Raw genomic sequence first — 16,126 nt, forward strand, 5'->3', positions numbered from 1 at the left:
ACTCGGTCGGCAAAGCATCCCCCACCTGAAGGCCGGCTCCCAGGATGAAGTCTTTGATCGCGGTAATCGTGGCCTCCGCCTGGGTGACCGGGGAAGCCGTCAGTGTCGAGTAGGTGCCGTGCGGAATCACGACCTCATTCACGCTTGTTGTGATGCTCGTCTCGTTTCTGGGTGGAGTCCCTGCTGCCCTCGATGCGGGTGATCTGCTCACGGTGCTGCTCTTCTCGGTGTCGGCCACGGTTCTTGCCCTGTCAATCATTGTGATCACTGCGGTGTGAATCTGCTCGTTGGACGCCCTCGCCCTCTGGTTGAACTTCGATAGTCGAGCGTCCTGACCTGCGAGGTTGTGAGTGGTCTGGACGTCCCGACCTCTGCTACAGTCATCCTACCAACGTCAGACATAAGACGTCAGACTTCAGGAGAGAATCAATGGCGATCACAACTCCGGCCGGCTCTAGCCGCCGGGATTTCATCAGGCTGACCGGTACCCTCGGAATGGCTGCCGGTCTGGCTGTCAGCCTGGCGGCCTGCGGTGGTAAGGCCAAGACTGCGGGTGGTGCGAAGGGCAGTGCCATGGCCACCGATCAGGAGGTCACCCACAAGGACGGTGTCATCACTGCGGGCATCTCCTATGAGCTGGGCACCAATGGCTACGACCCGATGACGACGTCGTCGGCTCTTACGGTCGCCGCCAACTGGCACACTCTGGAGGGACTCACCGAGCTTCACCCGGCAACCCGAGAGGTTTATGCGGCACTGGCCGCCGAGATGCCCAAGAAGGTAGACGACACCACCTACGAGGTCATGCTGCGCAAGGATGCGAAGTTCTCCGATGGCTCGGCCGTGACTGCGGACGATGTTGTCTTCTCCTTCACGCGCGTGCTCGATCCGGCTAACAAGTCGCTGTACTCCCAGTTCCTGCCCTTCGTCGACAAAGTCGAGGCCAAGGATGCGAGCACGGTGACGATCAAGCTCAAGTACGCCTTCTCGCTCGTGGCCGAGCGTCTGAGCGTCGTTAAGATCGTTCCCAAGGCGATCGTCGAGGCCGATGCCAAGGCCTTCGACATGAACCCCACCGGGTCTGGCCCCTTCAAGATGACCGACAATGGCGCAGCCAGCCAGAAGGTCGTCTTCGAGCGCAATGACAACTACAACGGTCCCCGCCCGGCGCTGGCCAAGTCCATGACCTGGCAGGTTCTGCCCGACGACACCACCCGCACCAACGCGATGAGCTCCAGCTCCGTGCAGGCCATCGACGCCGTTCCGGCCGCGAACCTCACGACGCTCAAGGATCCGGTCAAGGTGGCGGCTCAGCAGGGCTTCGGCCTGCTCTTCGCCATGTTCAACAACACGACCTTCTCCAACGTCAAGGCGCGCCAGGCCGTGCTCTACGCGCTGGACTACGCCAAGATCTGCGACAGCAGCATGGCCGGGCTGGCGACGCCGGCGACCTGCTTCGTCCAGGAGAACCACCCCGCCTACAAGAAGGCCAAGACGGTCTACTCCATGGACGCGGCCAAGGCGAAGTCGCTCTTGGCGGAGGCCGGCATCACGGCCATCAACGTTCTGTGTACGGACCATGGCTGGTTCTCGGCGGTGCGGCCCGTTATCCGTGAGAACCTCGAGGCCCTGGGGGTGACGGTCAACTACGACGAGAAGAAGTCCGCCGACGCCTACTCCTTCATCGACTCCGCTCAGGGTGCGTGGGACGTCCTCATTGCGCCCGGCGACCCCTCGGTCTTCGGCAACGATGCGGACCTGCTCATGCGCTGGTGGTACGGTGGTGATGTGTGGACCGAGACCCGCATGCACTGGAAGGGTTCGGAGAGCCATGCCGCGATCCAGGCCCTGCTCGATGATGCGGTCAAGCTGGAGGGTGACAAGCAGATCGCCAAGTGGCAGGAGACCTTCGACAAGATCTCCGAGGAAGTCCCGCTGTACCCGATCTTCCACCGCAAGACCCCGACGGCCTACGACTCTGCGACGCTGGAGAACTTCAAGCCGATCTCCCTGACTGGTCTGTCCTTCGTGGGGACGGGATCATCCAAGTCCTGAGATCTGTGCGCGGGCGGTGCGGCAAGCCGATGACGGTTGGCCGTTCCGCCCGCGCCATTTTCAAGCCTTCCGAGCCGCCGGAGCTTCTGCGGAGCAAACGTCGCGGACTTGCCATCTGACGTCAGACATCAGACAATTGGAGTGGCAGCTGGCATCGCAGCTGCCGAGCCACCCAGCCGCCCGCCTCGGCGGCAGGACGCTAACGCAAAGGAGCATTTCAGTGTCCAACCTCATCCGCCTGATCGGACGGCGCCTGGTTGCGCTACCGGTCATGGTGCTGGGCGTGACGCTGCTCGTCTTCATCGTCATGTCGTTCTCCTCGGCAGACCCGGCGCGTCTGGCGCTGGGCGAGTCGGCAACGGCAGACGCCCTCGAGCAGTACCGAGTCGCCCATCACCTCAACGATCCCCTCCTCAAGCGGTTCTGGGACTACCTCCTGGGCCTGGCCCACGGCGACCTCGGCACCTCCTTCACCGGAGTCAAGATCTCCGACATGGTGGCCGCGGCCTTCCCGATCACGCTCCAGCTGACCTTCATCGGAATCTTCGTGGCCGTCATCTTCGCCACGATCCTGGGCATCGTGGCCGCCCTGTACCGAGACAAGTGGCAGGACCAGGTCATCCGCGTCGTCTCCATCGCCTGCCTGGCCACGCCTTCCTTCTGGCTCGCCCTGCTGCTCATCCAGTGGTTCTCCGATATTCCAGGCGGAACGGGAGCCTTCCCGGCTCTGGTGTCCGAGTGGGTGCCTTTCAGCGAGGACCCCGCAACCTACCTCAATCAGATCTTCCTGCCGGCGCTGGCCATCGCGGTTCCCAATGCCGGTTCGCTGACCCGCGTGGTGCGCACCGCCATGGTCGAGGAGCTCGATCGCGACTACGTTCGTACCGCCATCGGTGGTGGTATCCCCAAGAACATCGTGGTGGCCCGCAACGTGCTGCGCAACGCGCTCATCACTCCGCTGACCGTGCTGGGACTGCGCATCGGCTACGCCATGGGGGGCGCCGTCGTCATCGAGATGATCTTCAACATCAAGGGGATGGGACAGCTCATCTTCCAAGGCATCACCCGTAACGACGTCAACATCGTCCAGGGAGTGTCCATCACGGTTGCACTGGCCTTCATCCTCATCAACATCGTTGTCGACCTGCTCTACGTCCTCGTCAACCCACGAATCAGGAGCATCTGATGCTGCACCGTTCCACACTGGATAAGGCCTCGCGGCCCGGGCTGCGCTTCCAGGGCTGGAAGGCTCTGCCCCTCGGATCCAAGATCGCCATCGTCGTGCTCGGCCTCATTGCCCTGATCGCCATCCTGGCCCCCGTCGTCGCCCCGTACTCGCCCGGCGCCACTGGCCTTGCCGAGACCAAGACGACCTCCTACATCGAGGGCGTCGGCGAGGTCACCGCCAGCGACCCCGTGGTGGCTCCCTCGATGTCGCACCTGTTCGGTACCGACGGTACCGGACGCGACATTTTCTCCCGCGCCGTGTACGGTGCCAGGGTCTCCCTGGTCGTGGGGCTGACCGCTACCGGACTGGCGCTCCTGGTGGCCTCCGTCCTCGGAGCCGTGGCGGCCACTTCCCGCAAGTGGGTGGCGGAGACCCTCATGCGTGTGCTCGACGTCGTCATGTCCTTTCCCGGGATCGCTCTGGCCGCCGTACTCGTTTCGGCGATGTCGACCCGTCTGCCGATGCTGCCGGTCATCATCATCTCGATCGCCATCCTCTATATTCCCCAACTCACCCGCGTGGTGCGCGCCAATATCCTCTCCCAGTTTGGAGAGGACTACGTGGCCGCCTCCAAGGTGATGGGGGCTCCGGTGCCGTGGATCCTCCTCAAGCACGTGGCCCGCAACTGCATCGCCCCGATCATGGTGTTCGCGACTGTCCTGGTGGCCGACGCGATCGTCTTCGAGGCCTCGCTGTCCTTCATCGGTGCGGGCATCAAGTCCGTTAACACGCCGACCTGGGGCAACATGCTCTCCGAGGGCAAGGAGCTGCTCCTGTCGGGTCACTGGTGGCCGACCTTCTTCCCCGGCTTGCTCATCCTTATCACCACCCTGTGCCTCAACGTGCTGTCCGAGGGATTGACCGATGCGATGGCCTCTCCCCGCATCAAGGCCAAACCCGATGTCCAGGCCGACGAAGAGGCCATGGAGGCTCAGGACACCCTGGACGCTTGGGACGACGCTGCCGAGGCGGTGACCGCTAACGCCACCGTCGCCAAGGAGGGCGACACCACGAACGTGAGCTCCCTGACCGGTGTTGTTGCTCCGGCCGCCGAGGACGTTCCTCTGGCCGACCGGCTCAGCTCCCTGCGGACGGCCGAGCTGGCCCGTCGCGACCGCCTGGTTTACGAGGACACTGGTGAGGACCCTGTCCTGGAGGTCAAGAACCTCTCGATCGCCTTCCCCGAACAGCACGGCGATGTCAACATCGTCGACGGCGTGTCCTTCTCCGTGCGTCCCGGCGAGACCATGGGCCTGGTCGGGGAGTCTGGATGCGGCAAGTCCATCAGCTCGATGGCTGTCATGGGGCTGCTGCCCCCGTCGGCACGGCTCTCCGGCGAGATTCTGTTCAAGGGACGCAACATTCTCGAGATGACGCCGACCGAGCACAACGCCCTGCGCGGCCACGAGATGAGTATGGTCTACCAGGACGCCCTGTCCTCGCTGAACCCCTCCATGCTCATCCGCACCCAGATGGCTCAGCTGACCTCTCGCGGGGGTACCCGCAGCGCGGAGGAGCTCCTCGAGCTGGTGGGGCTCGACCCCAAGCGCACGCTGCGCAGCTACCCGCACGAGCTCTCCGGCGGTCAGCGCCAGCGTGTCCTCATCGCCATGGCCCTGACGCGCGACCCCTCGCTGGTCCTTGCCGACGAGCCGACGACGGCGCTGGATGTGACCGTTCAGAAGCAGGTTATCGACCTGCTCAACGAGTTGCGCGAGAAACTGGGCTTCGCGATGGTCTTCGTCTCACACGACCTGGCGCTGGTGGCCAAGCTGGCTCACCGCATCACCGTCATGTATGCCGGTCAGGTGGTCGAGCAGGCCCCCACCAGTGAGCTGCTGTCCAACCCCGTTCACGAGTACACCCGGGGCCTTCTGGGTGCCGTGCTCTCTATCGAAGCCGGTTCCAAGCGGCTCCACCAGGTACGCGGCGTGGTCCCCTCGCCCAGCGAGTTCGTCAAGGGCGACCGCTTCGCGCCTCGATCGGCTCACCCGACGGTCGGCCTGGACACCCGTCCCGTGCTCAAGCCCGTACCTGGCACGACCGAGCACAGCTACGCCATCACCCCTGAGCTCGAGGCTCTGCTCGCGAAGGAGAAGCACTGATGCCGTCCAACACCTCTGCATCGACCTCTTGGAGCCAGGACCAGCCGGTCGTTGAGCTCAAGGACGTCAATGTCATCCACAAGTCCCGCACCGGCGGCCTGTTCAACCCGGATACGGTCCACGCGGTCAACAACGTCTCGTTGTCGGTCAAGCGCGGGGAGACGCTGGGGCTGGTAGGGGAGTCCGGTTGCGGCAAGTCCACCACCGCCAGGGTCATGGTGGGGCTGCAGCCGGTCACCTCCGGCGAAGTCGTCTTCAAGGGACGCCCGCTGGGGCACTCCGCCTCGGACCGTCGCGAGCTGGGCCGCAGTATCTCGGTGGTTTTCCAGGACCCGGCGACTGCTCTCAACCCGCGCATGATCGTGCACGATACGCTTATCGACCCGCTCAACGTTCACGGAATCGGAGCGCCCAAGGAACGCGAGGCGCGCGTGCGCGACCTGCTCCACCTGGTGGGGCTGCCTCCCAGCGCCCTCAATGTGCTGCCCCGGCAGATCTCCGGCGGTCAGCGCCAGCGCGTCGCCATCGCCCGAGCGCTGGCGCTGGACCCGGACATCATCGTGGCCGATGAGCCGACCTCCGCTCTGGACGTCTCCGTGCGAGCCCAGGTGCTCAACCTCCTCCAGGACCTCAAAGCATCCCTGGGACTGGGACTGGTGTTCATCAGCCACGACATCAATACGGTGCGCTACGTCTCCGATCGGATCGCCGTTATGTACTTCGGCAAGATCCTCGAGCTCAACACCACCGAGGAGATCTTCAACAACCCCCAGGAGGAGTACACGCGCACCCTCCTGGCGGCGGTGCCCTCGCTGCTCGACGTGTGAGTAGCCATCGCTCGAGTGCTTCTTGATGCATTGGCCTCTTCGTGAGGGGCGGACCCGATTGGGTCCGCCCCTCACGTGTGCGATAGGCACTCATATGGTGGACAGGGAATATGGGAATTGGTGACTATGAGAAAAACAGATCGTTATGATGGTGTGAATTCGGCACCCTCGGGGATTGACTTCCAGGTCACATGTCGAGTAGATTACTTATATCGGTTCAGTGAGGAGCCGGTCGTGCCGGTACGGCCGTCAACAAAGATGTTGCATGTGAAGGAGGGTCCTATGTATGTCGCAGCGCCATGGCGTGTGACCACGACTGCACGTCGTCAGTCCGTCGTGCGCGAGGGTCGGGGGCCCTCTTTAATTCGCTCTTGATGGCCGGTTGAAGCCGGTGCCCGCCTGAAAGACGGAAGGAACCGCTGCCTGCGGCCCGCCTCATTGTTGTCCATGAGGTGATGCGCGCCCCGATATGTGCTCGATCATAAAAGATCGATATGTTTTGTCGGGTGCATTCTCGATGTATCCATCCGGCTCATTACGGTGTTGGCCGGCGGGTCTTTCGAGCAGATCGATGAGTGATGGGGACCTCTGTGTCTTATTTAGAGTAAAAGGTGAAGTGTCATGGGATCGGTGTGTGCCGCGATGCGGCTTGATGAAGAAATTCTCGAGGCTGAGACGGGGAGCATTTCCTTTGAGTTCAGGTCGAGGTCCGACGGGAACCTGTTCTTATTGCGCGGGTCCGATGCGCGCTCTCTCGAGATGCGCATCGTCGGGTCGTCGCTCGTGTACGAGGCGGCGGTTCCGAGCAAGTGGAATAAGCTGGAGGCCGAGGATATACGCTCACTCGACGACGGACGCTGGCACAGTGCCGTCGTGACCGTCGACTCCGCCGGGACTCGGCTCTACGTCGATGGCTACCAGGTCTTCTGCGGTACCACCACGGCCTTCCTCAAGGACCTCCCCGGATTGACGCAGGCGATACTGGGCCAGGGCGACAGTCCAGAGATCACCGCGTTCAGGGTGCGCCCAGAGGTGCTGACCTCGCGGGAGGTCCTGGCCCTGTCACGGCGCGTGCAGCCACTGGTCGAGTTCGCCGCCAACCGTCTGAGCCCCTACGACGTCACCCGCTTTTGCCACGCCCGGCACGGCTCGGTCTGGTTGCGCTTCCGGGTGCGTGGTCGCATGCAGCAAGGAGCCCTACTCGCGGCCAGCGGGCTCGGGCGAGAGCAGCTCTCCGTGACGGTGGGGCCGGAGGGGATCACTTACACCTGCGTGAGCGCGACGGGCGAACGCAGGGAGGTCCAAGCCGACGGTGCGTGGAGTGATGGCGATTGGCACGAGGTCGTGGTCACCGTGGGGCACGGTGCCGTCGACCTCTACGTCGATGGATTCCGCGAGAAGCACGCTCCCGGCGAGTTCTTCCTCGGCGAGGTCGAAGGGCTCGACGAGATCGTCGTCGGCCAGGACTGCGATGGCGTGCGCCTGTCCGGAGAGGTGCAGCGTGCGGGTCTCTACGACTACGCCCTCAGCGACGCCCAGATCAAGCGTCTGTGCGAGATCGAGCCGATCGAGACCGATGCGCTCTTCGACCGGGGCTACCGCGGCTCTGCGTCCTACCGGATCCCGTCCCTCCTGACCCTGACCTCAGGCACCATCCTGGCCGGGGCGGACCAGCGCGTCTCCAGTGCCAACGACTCTCCCAACGACATCAACTTCGTCGTGCGCCGATCCCTCGACGGAGGGCGGAGCTGGGAACCGGTGCGCACCGTGATCGACTGCCCGGGAAGCGGAGAGGACGCCTCGTCGGTGATCGACTCCTGCATGGTTCAGGATCCGCACACGGGGAGGATCCACGTTCTCATCGATCACTTCCCCGGCGGGATAGGGCAGCCCAACTGCTGGGCATCGACCGGATTCGATGAGCAGGGGCGAAGGCTCCTGCGGGACCTTGACGACGGACGCTACGTCGTTGAGGCGGACGGGAAGGTGACGACGATCGACGGGCAGGCCACCGAGTTCCGGATCGAGGATGACGGAACCGTGCTCCGCGACGGCCACCCGGCCGGGAACTTCGAGCTGGCCCCCGGTGCGGACCCGGCCGAGAGCCTCCTGGCCATCCCCACCAGCTACTTGCAGATCGCCCATTCCGACGATGACGGTGTCACATGGAGCAAACCGCGGGATCTCAACCCCCAGCTGAAGCAGCCGTGGATGAGATTCCTGGGCACCTGCCCGGGCAACGGCATCGCCCTACGCCACGGTCCCCGTCCCGGACGCCTCGTAGTACCCCTCTACTTCAACAATGACGGCAACTGGTTGGCGATGTGCGCCACCGTGGCCTACTCCGACGACCACGGCGAGACCTGGAACCTGGGACACGGCCCCAACGACGGCAGGCGGACTCCCGATGGAGAGCTCGACCCGCGGACCTTCGTCGATGAGACCTGGTCCCTGCACGAGGCCGCAGTCGTGGAGCGTCGGGACGGAACGCTCGTGCTGTACATGCGCAACCAGCATCCGTGCGGCCGTGTCGCCGTCTCCGAGTCCCATGACGCGGGGCAGACCTGGGGGCCGATCGACTTCGATGAGGATCTTCCCGAGATCTGGTGCCAACCCAACGCCATCTGCCTGCCCTCGGCCGAGGGGGAGGACCGCATCGTCTTCGCCAACGCCTCGCTCATGCTCCCGTTTCGAGGGTGCGGTGTCATTCGACTCAGCCTTGACGGAGGACGCACCTGGAGGCGCTCACGGACCTTCAACCCCGGTCACTACGTCTACCAGTGCATGTGCGCGCTGCCCGACGGAAGAATCGGGATCCTCTGGGAGAACGAGTGCCAGGGCCTCTACTTCTCGCGCATTCCCCTGAGCTGGTTCGACGCCGATGTCGAATCCATCGAGCCGCACACCACCGCGGATCAGGACGGGCGCTTATGAAGCCAACGCCTCGATCCGTCTCACACCGCTCAACCATCCCCATTCCATCGCCCGTTCAAAGGAGAACCGTCATGACCCCGTCCACCCCCGTCCCGTCCCACCCATCGCCAGCCTTCAACCGTCGCAGCTTCATGATCCTTGGAGGCGTCGGAATCTGCGGGGCGCTCGCCGCATGCGGCGGCCAGAGCTCCTCGGAGGATGAGGAGACCGGACCGCTGCGCGGAACGGTCACCATGTGGTCGTCCTTCACCCAGGGACCGCGTGCCGACTGGATGAAGAAGATGGCCGAGGAGTTCCACACCAAGAACCCGGATGTCACCGTCAAGATCGAGCAGTTCTCCTGGTCCGAGTTCAACACCAAGTGGACCACCGGATTGACCGCCGGACAGGTGCCGGACATCTCCACCGCGCTGCCCAACAACGTCGTGGAGATGATCAACTCCGAGGCCCTGGTTCCGCTCGACAAGGTCATCGACTCCATCGGCCGCGACCGCTTCCCCAAGCCGGCGCTCGCCGAGGGGCAATCGGACGGAAAGTCCTACTCGGTACCCATCTACTCCCACGCTCAGGTCATGTGGTACCGCACGGATGTCCTGCAGTCCAAGGGGCTGTCGGTTCCGACGACCTGGGATGAGCTGGCCACTGCGGCCAAGGCGATCGGAAAATCTGATGACCTCTACGGGCTCTCCGTGCCCCTGGGAACGGGAGACATGCTGGGGGCCCGCTACCTCAACTTCTACGTCCGTTCCGCGGGCCAGAGACTGCTCAAGGACGACGGTACGGCGAACCTGACCTCCGAGCCGGCCCTGAACGGCATCAAGTACTGGACGGACCTGTACAAGTCGGTCTCCCCGGAGGGGTCGCTCGACTACGCGGTCCTCGATCAGGCGACGCTCTTCTACCAGGGCAAGACCGCCTTCGACTTCAACTCCGGATTCCATATCTCCGGGGTGGCCACCAACCGCCCCGATCTGGTCGACTCCATCGCCGCGGCGCCGCTTCCCAGGATAAAGGCCACCGACCCGGTCAACTACCCGGCCGAGGTGTCGAACGTGCCCCTGGTGGTGTGGGAGGCATCCAAGGTCAAGCGGGAGGCCAAGGCCTTCCTGGAGTTCCTATTCACCAAGGACAAGTACATTGAGTTCCTCCACTCGGTTCCCGGCGGGATGCTGCCCGTTCTCAGCGATATCTCGCAGGACTCCACTTACCTGGGTAATGAGACTATCCAGAAGTACTCGGACTCGATCAAAGTGATCCAGGATCAGGTCGACGTCGGCAGCGCGATCGGGATGGAGAAGGGGCCGCTCGTCCAGGCCGGTGTACTCACCGGCCAGGGCCTCATCGAGAAGATGTACCACTCGATCATCATCGACGGGAGCGACGTCGAGACCGCCGCCAAGGACTGCGAGAAGAAGCTCAATGAGGCGTTCAAGGCCGCAGGAGCCAGCATCAAGTGAGTCGGTGCAGTGGCGGGGCCGGGATCTCGTCCCCGCCACCCAGTCCGAAAGGTGAACTCATGACACGTATCAAACGAATGAATTGGACGGGCGTCTGCTTCGTAGCACCGTCGATGATCGTCGTTCTTGCCCTGCTGATATACCCGGTCCTCTCAAGCATCTGGTATTCCTTCACGGACAAGAACCTCTTACGCACCAGCTACCATGTGGTGGGACTCTCCAACTACACCGACCTGCTCGGATCCTCCAGCTTCTGGAACGCATTCGGAGTGTCGATTAAATGGACCGCCGCCTCGATCGCCGGTCAGCTCGCAGTGGGCATGATACTGGCTCTCGCGCTGGACCGGGTCCCACGTGGATCAGGGCTGTTCCGAACGCTCCTCATTGTCCCCTGGGCGTTTCCGGCCATTATCACTGCATTCGCCTGGAAGTGGATCCTCAATGACGTCTATGGATTCCTTCCCAATCTCCTGACGTCTCTCGGTCTGACCGATAAAAACACGGCATTGCTGGGCAACCCCACGACGACCTTCTGGATCGCACTGTTCATCAACATCTGGTTCGGCGCGCCGATGTTCATGGTGAATATTCTCTCCGCCCTCAAGACCATTCCCCAGGAGCAGTATGAGGCCGCGATGGTGGACGGCGCCTCCGGATGGCAGAGATTCAGATTCATCACGCTGACACATATTCGCGAGGTCATCGGGCTGCTGGTCATCCTGCGCACCATCTGGATCTTCAACAACTTCGACATGCTCTTCCTCTTGACGGGAGGAGGCCCGGGGGAGAGGACCACGACACTGCCGATCTTCGCCTACCAGGAGGGCTGGAACCTGCGCCAGCTCGGTGTCGCCTCCACGGTGACGATCCTGCTGCTCATCTTCCTGCTGGTTCTGGCCTTCGCCGCCTTCAGGATGCTCAACCGCTGGGAAAAGGAAAGGGGCTGAATCATGCGACGCGCTGGTCGTAGTCCGTGGGGTACGGTATGCGTGTACCTCCTCCTCATCGTCGCTGCCTTCATTGCGGTGTTCCCACTCGTGTGGGTCATCTCCTCATCTTTCAAGACCTCTCATGAGCTCGCGCAGAACCCGCTGCAGCTGTTCTCGAGCTCGCCGACGCTCGAGCACTACCGCAAGGTAATTCAGGAGATCGGGTTCCTGACGAATCTGAAGAACTCGCTGTTGATCGCGGGCTGCTCGACAGTCATCGCTGTCGTGGTCTCCATGCTTGGCGCTTACGGGATCGTGAGATTCTTCCCGCGCGTCGGCAGGCAGCTGACCAAGATCCTCATTGGAACCTATATGTTCCCGCCGATTCTGCTCGCCATCCCATACACCATCACCATGGTCAAGCTCGGGCTCATGAACAGTTATATCGGTCTGATCATCGCCTATCTCTCGTTCTCGATCCCCTATGCGATCTGGATGCTCATCGGGTTCTTCCAGACGGTTCCCATCGGGGTGGAGGAGGCGGCCGCCGTTGATGGGGCAAGTCGCTTCAGGGTGTTCTGGCAGATCTCGGTGCCCATCATCCTCCCAGGGATCGTGGCAACTGCTGTGTACACCTTCATCAATACCTTCAACGAGTTCCTCTATGCGCTCCTGTTCATCACCGAGTCGGACAGGATGCCCGTCGCAGTCGGCCTCTACTCTCTCCAGGGGTCGGAGGTTCTCGACTGGGGAGCCATGATGGCTGCTTCCGTGATCGTGATCGTCCCCTCGGTCGTTTTCTTCATGGTCATTCAGAGGCACATCTCGGGCGGACTCTCGGAAGGCTCTGTCAAGTAGCCCCTCCTGCGGCCCGCCCCCCAGTCCCGCCTCTTGCCGCCCCGATGCCTACGACGCAGGTGATCGCGCGTCGTACGCACCGGGGTGGCGCGGAGCGGGGACATCTGCAACAATATCCATCGACGTCAGATGTCAGACGTCCGATAACCTTTCAATGAAGAGAGACACCACATGGACAACCGTTTCACCGGCGTCATCCCGCCGGTTGTCACCCCTTTCACCGCCGAGGGCGAGGTCGATCTCGACAGCCTGGACAAGGTCGTTGAGCACCTCATCGTCGGGGGTGTCGATGGCCTGTTCGCCCTGGGGTCCTCAGGAGAGGTCGCCTACCTCACCGATTCCCAGCGCGACGCCGTCATTGAGCGCGTCGTCAAGAAGGCCGCGGGCCGGGTACCGGTGCTCGCAGGGGCCATTGACACCACCGCCCACCGCGTCATCGACCAGGCACGGCGCGCCGTTGCGCTCGGGGCCCAAGCCATCGTGGCCACCTGCCCCTTCTACGCGCTCAACGACGCCGAAGAGATCAAGGCCCACTTCCGCGCCATTGCCGCGGCCATCGACGTCCCCGTCTTCGCATACGACGTGCCCGTGCGTCTGGGCGGCGCCAAGCTCGGCCGGGACCTGCTTGTCGAACTGGGCAAGGAGGGCGTCATCGCCGGTGTCAAGGACTCCTCCGGCAACGACGTCGCCTTCCGCAGGCTCGTCGCAGCCAACGAGGCCGCAGGGCACCCGCTGGCGCTCCTGACCGGCCACGAGTGCGTCGTCGACGGCATGCTCCTCCTGGGCGCCGACGGACTCGTCCCCGGCTACGGCAATGTGGACCCGGTCCGCTACGCCGAGATGTGGAGGGCCTCTCGCGAAGGCGAGTGGGAGAAGGTGCGTCGTATCCAGGACGAGATCTGCGCGGGCTTCGAGATCGTCTTCGTGCCCCAGGGACGCTCCGCCGACGCCACCGGCATTGGCGCCTTCAAGACCGCGATGGAGGCGATCGGAATCATCGCCACCAACGAGATGGCGTTCCCGGTCAAGGCGCTCGAGGGCGAGACCAAGGACGCGGTCCTTGAGATCGTCAGGGCACAGGGTCTGATCTGAAATCCCGGCCCTGGAGCCCCGGCGGATACGTGCCCGCCGCCCCTCGCCACGACGAGGGGCGGCGCACAGCCGCCGGCTGCCACGGCCGGCATGCGGCCGGGCGCGCTCCGGCGGCCTCGAGCAGCATTCGCCCCGCGGACCATCGGTCCCCTTCCTTAAGAATCAGTGCACCCGTGCCGCACACCATTTTGGAGAGCCCCATGAGCCAGGATGTCCTCTCATCCACCCCCTTGAACCCCGCGCCCCCCGATGCGGTTCCGCTCGTGGTCGGACTCGATCTCGGCGGCACCAAGATGGCCGCGGCCCTGGTGGGCGCCGATGGGGCTCTGCAAGGGCCGGTGGCTTCCTGCCCGACCCCGGCCCACGACGGCCCGGCCGCCATGCTCGACTCCATCAGCGTCCTCGTGCAGGAGGTCGTCGCGGCGGGCGCCCGCCGGGCTCCAGCCAGAGCCGTGCCGATCACGGCGGTCGGCATCGGCACCGCCGGCGTCGTCGACGTCGAGCGCGGAACGATCCTGTCCGCCACCGACGCCATCACCGGTTGGGCCGGAACGAGCGTCGCCGCAGGTGTGCGGGAAAGGCTTGCCGCCGCGGGTCTGGGAGAGCTGCCGGTCCACGTCGAGAACGACGTCGATGCCTACGCCGCCGGAGAGGCGTGGCTCGGTGCCGGCGCCGGGGCCGAGGTCGTCCTCATGGTGGCGGTGGGCACCGGCGTCGGCGGGGCCCTCGTCATCGAGGGGCGAACCCGCAGAGGCGCTCACCACGTCGCCGGCGAGATCGGTCACGTGCCCGTTCCTGGCGCGCAGGGCGAGCCCTGCACCTGCGGCAGGCCGGGACATCTCGAGGGCGTCGCCGCCGGCCCGCAGATCCACCGCCGATACCTGGCCAAAGGGGGAGACCCGGATGTCCCCGACGCCCGCGAGGTGGAGAGGCGCGCAGCCGCGGGAGACCGCATCGCCCAGGGGGTCTACCGCGACTCGGCGGTCTGCCTGGGCAGGGCTCTGGCGGGCCTGGTCACCGTCATCGACCCCGACGTCGTGGTCGTCTCCGGCGGTCTGGCCCGAGCTGGCGACCTGTGGTGGGGGCCCCTGAGACGGACTTTCGCCGCAGAGATCATCGACCCCCTGGCGTCCATCAAGATCATTCCCGCCACCCTGGGGACCACCGCGCCGATCGTCGGCGCGGCCCGTGGGGCCCTCGCCCTGGCCGAGAACTAACGACAACCATCGCCCTAAGGCGACATCAGACAGGACAGACTAATGACCGATCAGTCACCATCGCACTCGTTCACCGACGAGCAGGCCGCCTCCGCGGGTCTCCATCCCGTTCTGGAGCGCCTGCGGGGAGGACTTATCGCCTCCGCCCAGGCCTATCCGGGGGAGCCAATGCGCGACCCCCGCACTATGGACGAAGTGGCCCAGGCCTGCGTGGCAGGCGGCGCCGTCGGCATCCGCGCACAGGGACTGGCGGATCTGGCCCTCATCTGCCAGCACGTCGACGTGCCCGTTATCGGCTTGTGGAAGGAGGGGCACGAAGGAGTCTTCATCACCCCCACCCTCACCCACGCCATCGCCGTGGCCGCCACTGGGAGCCAGATCGTGGCGCTGGACGGCACTCGGCGACCCCGTCCCGACGGACTGAGCCTCGCCCAGACCGTTGAGGGCCTCCGACAGGCCCGCCCCGAGGTCCTCATCATGGCCGACTGCGGGTCCCTGGACGATGCCAAGGCCGCACAGGACGCAGGGGTCGACGTCCTGGGGACCACCCTGGCGGGCTACACCGGGGAGCGACCCAAGACCGAGGGCCCCGACCTCGAGCTCGTCGACCAGGTCGCCGGTATTGCGGAGATTCCGCTCGTCGTCGAAGGGCGGGTCCACACCCCCGCGCAGGCGGCGGCCGCCATGGAGCATGGTGCCTTCGCCGTCGTCGTCGGTACCGCGATCACTCACCCGACCACTATCACGTCGTGGTTCGCAGGTGCCCTGCCCGGCGCTCTGAGGAAGGGGTGACCGGAAGGGCCCGCAGAACGGCGTCGTTCCGCGGCTTGCTCCGTATGTGACGGATGTGACTGATGGGGTGCGAATGTGCGAATTGTTACTCGCTATCCAGCGCGACACTCCGGTCTGACCTGACAAACCCAAGGTTTTATGCGTAGCGTTGCCAGAAGTGGCACCACACAAGGGTGTCCGTCCACGATCGAGAGGGAAGACATGTCCGTCAACCGCACCGAGCTCATCGCCGCCATCGCCGAGAAGGCCGGCCTGACCAAGACCGACGCCGACGCCTTCCTGGGAGCCTTCCAGGATGTCCTCGTTGAGAACGTCGCCAAGGGTGAGGCCGTGAAGATCACCGGCCTCATGGGTATCGAGCGCGTCGAGCGTGCCGCACGCACCGGCCGTAACCCCCGCACCGGTGAGGAGATCCAGATCCCCGCCGGCTACGGTGTCAAGGTCACCGTCGGCTCCTCGCTGAAGAAGGCTGTCGCCGAGTGATACGTGGGGCCGTGCCCCTGATGTCCTGATTCCGGTCCGTCGCTGCCCAGACGCGCAGTGGCGGACCGGAATCGTTCTAAGTGCTTCTGATATGCCCTGGTGCTCGATCCTCGCGCAGGATGCCATGGCCGGTATGCCACTGATGATGC

Annotated in this window: 13 protein-coding genes; all 13 read left to right on the plus strand. The window is 64.3% G+C overall.

Translation table 11 applies throughout. The annotated features are described in order from the left end of the window. Positions 1-152 precede the first annotated feature (152 nt). The gene (locus tag FK256_RS14790; RefSeq protein WP_021605127.1) at positions 153-278 is read left to right on the plus strand and encodes a hypothetical protein; all 126 of its coding nucleotides are present in this window, start codon (positions 153-155) and stop codon (positions 276-278) included. A gap of 151 nt (positions 279-429) precedes the next feature. After that, entirely contained in the window at positions 430-2,055 is a 1,626-nt protein-coding gene (locus tag FK256_RS12855) for an ABC transporter substrate-binding protein (protein WP_141425017.1), read from the plus strand. A 220-nt stretch (positions 2,056-2,275) separates the two neighbouring features. Next, the gene (locus FK256_RS12860) at positions 2,276-3,241 is read left to right on the plus strand and encodes an ABC transporter permease (protein WP_009233726.1); all 966 of its coding nucleotides are present in this window, start codon (positions 2,276-2,278) and stop codon (positions 3,239-3,241) included. Next, the gene (locus FK256_RS12865) at positions 3,241-5,388 is read left to right on the plus strand and encodes a dipeptide/oligopeptide/nickel ABC transporter permease/ATP-binding protein (RefSeq protein ID WP_021605130.1); all 2,148 of its coding nucleotides are present in this window, start codon (positions 3,241-3,243) and stop codon (positions 5,386-5,388) included. The genes FK256_RS12860 and FK256_RS12865 overlap by 1 nt, the downstream gene beginning before the upstream one ends. After that, positions 5,388-6,215, plus strand: coding sequence for an ATP-binding cassette domain-containing protein (locus tag FK256_RS12870; protein WP_141425018.1), 828 nt, complete (start codon positions 5,388-5,390; stop codon positions 6,213-6,215). Before FK256_RS12865 ends, FK256_RS12870 begins: the two co-directional genes overlap by 1 nt. Before the next feature lie 621 nt (positions 6,216-6,836). Beyond that, positions 6,837-9,149, plus strand: a complete 2,313-nt coding sequence (locus FK256_RS12875) for an exo-alpha-sialidase (RefSeq protein ID WP_141425019.1) — start codon at positions 6,837-6,839, stop codon at positions 9,147-9,149. 71 nt (positions 9,150-9,220) lie between these two features. Next, the gene (locus tag FK256_RS12880) at positions 9,221-10,606 is read left to right on the plus strand and encodes an ABC transporter substrate-binding protein (RefSeq protein ID WP_141425020.1); all 1,386 of its coding nucleotides are present in this window, start codon (positions 9,221-9,223) and stop codon (positions 10,604-10,606) included. Positions 10,607-10,665: 59 nt separating this feature from the next. Further along, positions 10,666-11,553, plus strand: coding sequence for a carbohydrate ABC transporter permease (locus FK256_RS12885; RefSeq protein ID WP_211343579.1), 888 nt, complete (start codon positions 10,666-10,668; stop codon positions 11,551-11,553). A gap of 42 nt (positions 11,554-11,595) precedes the next feature. Then, positions 11,596-12,393: a carbohydrate ABC transporter permease gene (locus tag FK256_RS12890; protein WP_021605134.1), complete on the plus strand. Its 798-nt coding sequence runs from the start codon at positions 11,596-11,598 to the stop codon at positions 12,391-12,393. A 171-nt stretch (positions 12,394-12,564) separates the two neighbouring features. After that, positions 12,565-13,485: a dihydrodipicolinate synthase family protein gene (locus FK256_RS12895; protein ID WP_141425021.1), complete on the plus strand. Its 921-nt coding sequence runs from the start codon at positions 12,565-12,567 to the stop codon at positions 13,483-13,485. Between the two features lie 200 nt (positions 13,486-13,685). Next, positions 13,686-14,702: an ROK family protein gene (locus FK256_RS12900; RefSeq protein ID WP_211343580.1), complete on the plus strand. Its 1,017-nt coding sequence runs from the start codon at positions 13,686-13,688 to the stop codon at positions 14,700-14,702. Positions 14,703-14,744: 42 nt separating this feature from the next. After that, the gene (locus FK256_RS12905) at positions 14,745-15,494 is read left to right on the plus strand and encodes an N-acetylmannosamine-6-phosphate 2-epimerase (protein WP_211343581.1); all 750 of its coding nucleotides are present in this window, start codon (positions 14,745-14,747) and stop codon (positions 15,492-15,494) included. A gap of 201 nt (positions 15,495-15,695) precedes the next feature. Continuing rightward, a complete protein-coding gene (locus FK256_RS12910; protein WP_003783064.1) occupies positions 15,696-15,977 on the plus strand; it encodes an HU family DNA-binding protein in 282 nt (93 codons plus the stop codon). Positions 15,978-16,126 lie beyond the last annotated feature (149 nt).

It is taken from the genome of Actinomyces johnsonii (assembly GCF_006546835.1).
Classification (GTDB): domain Bacteria; phylum Actinomycetota; class Actinomycetes; order Actinomycetales; family Actinomycetaceae; genus Actinomyces; species Actinomyces johnsonii.

Coding starts and splice junctions, on each gene's coding strand:
- FK256_RS14790 (WP_021605127.1), top strand. CDS start 153: ATGCTCGTCTCGTTTCTGGGTGGAGTCCCTGCTGCCCTCGATGCGGGT.
- FK256_RS12875 (WP_141425019.1), top strand. CDS start 6,837: ATGGGATCGGTGTGTGCCGCGATGCGGCTTGATGAAGAAATTCTCGAG.
- FK256_RS12855 (WP_141425017.1), top strand. CDS start 430: ATGGCGATCACAACTCCGGCCGGCTCTAGCCGCCGGGATTTCATCAGG.
- FK256_RS12880 (WP_141425020.1), top strand. CDS start 9,221: ATGACCCCGTCCACCCCCGTCCCGTCCCACCCATCGCCAGCCTTCAAC.
- FK256_RS12885 (WP_211343579.1), top strand. CDS start 10,666: ATGACACGTATCAAACGAATGAATTGGACGGGCGTCTGCTTCGTAGCA.
- FK256_RS12870 (WP_141425018.1), top strand. CDS start 5,388: ATGCCGTCCAACACCTCTGCATCGACCTCTTGGAGCCAGGACCAGCCG.
- FK256_RS12900 (WP_211343580.1), top strand. CDS start 13,686: ATGAGCCAGGATGTCCTCTCATCCACCCCCTTGAACCCCGCGCCCCCC.
- FK256_RS12905 (WP_211343581.1), top strand. CDS start 14,745: ATGACCGATCAGTCACCATCGCACTCGTTCACCGACGAGCAGGCCGCC.
- FK256_RS12895 (WP_141425021.1), top strand. CDS start 12,565: ATGGACAACCGTTTCACCGGCGTCATCCCGCCGGTTGTCACCCCTTTC.
- FK256_RS12910 (WP_003783064.1), top strand. CDS start 15,696: ATGTCCGTCAACCGCACCGAGCTCATCGCCGCCATCGCCGAGAAGGCC.
- FK256_RS12865 (WP_021605130.1), top strand. CDS start 3,241: ATGCTGCACCGTTCCACACTGGATAAGGCCTCGCGGCCCGGGCTGCGC.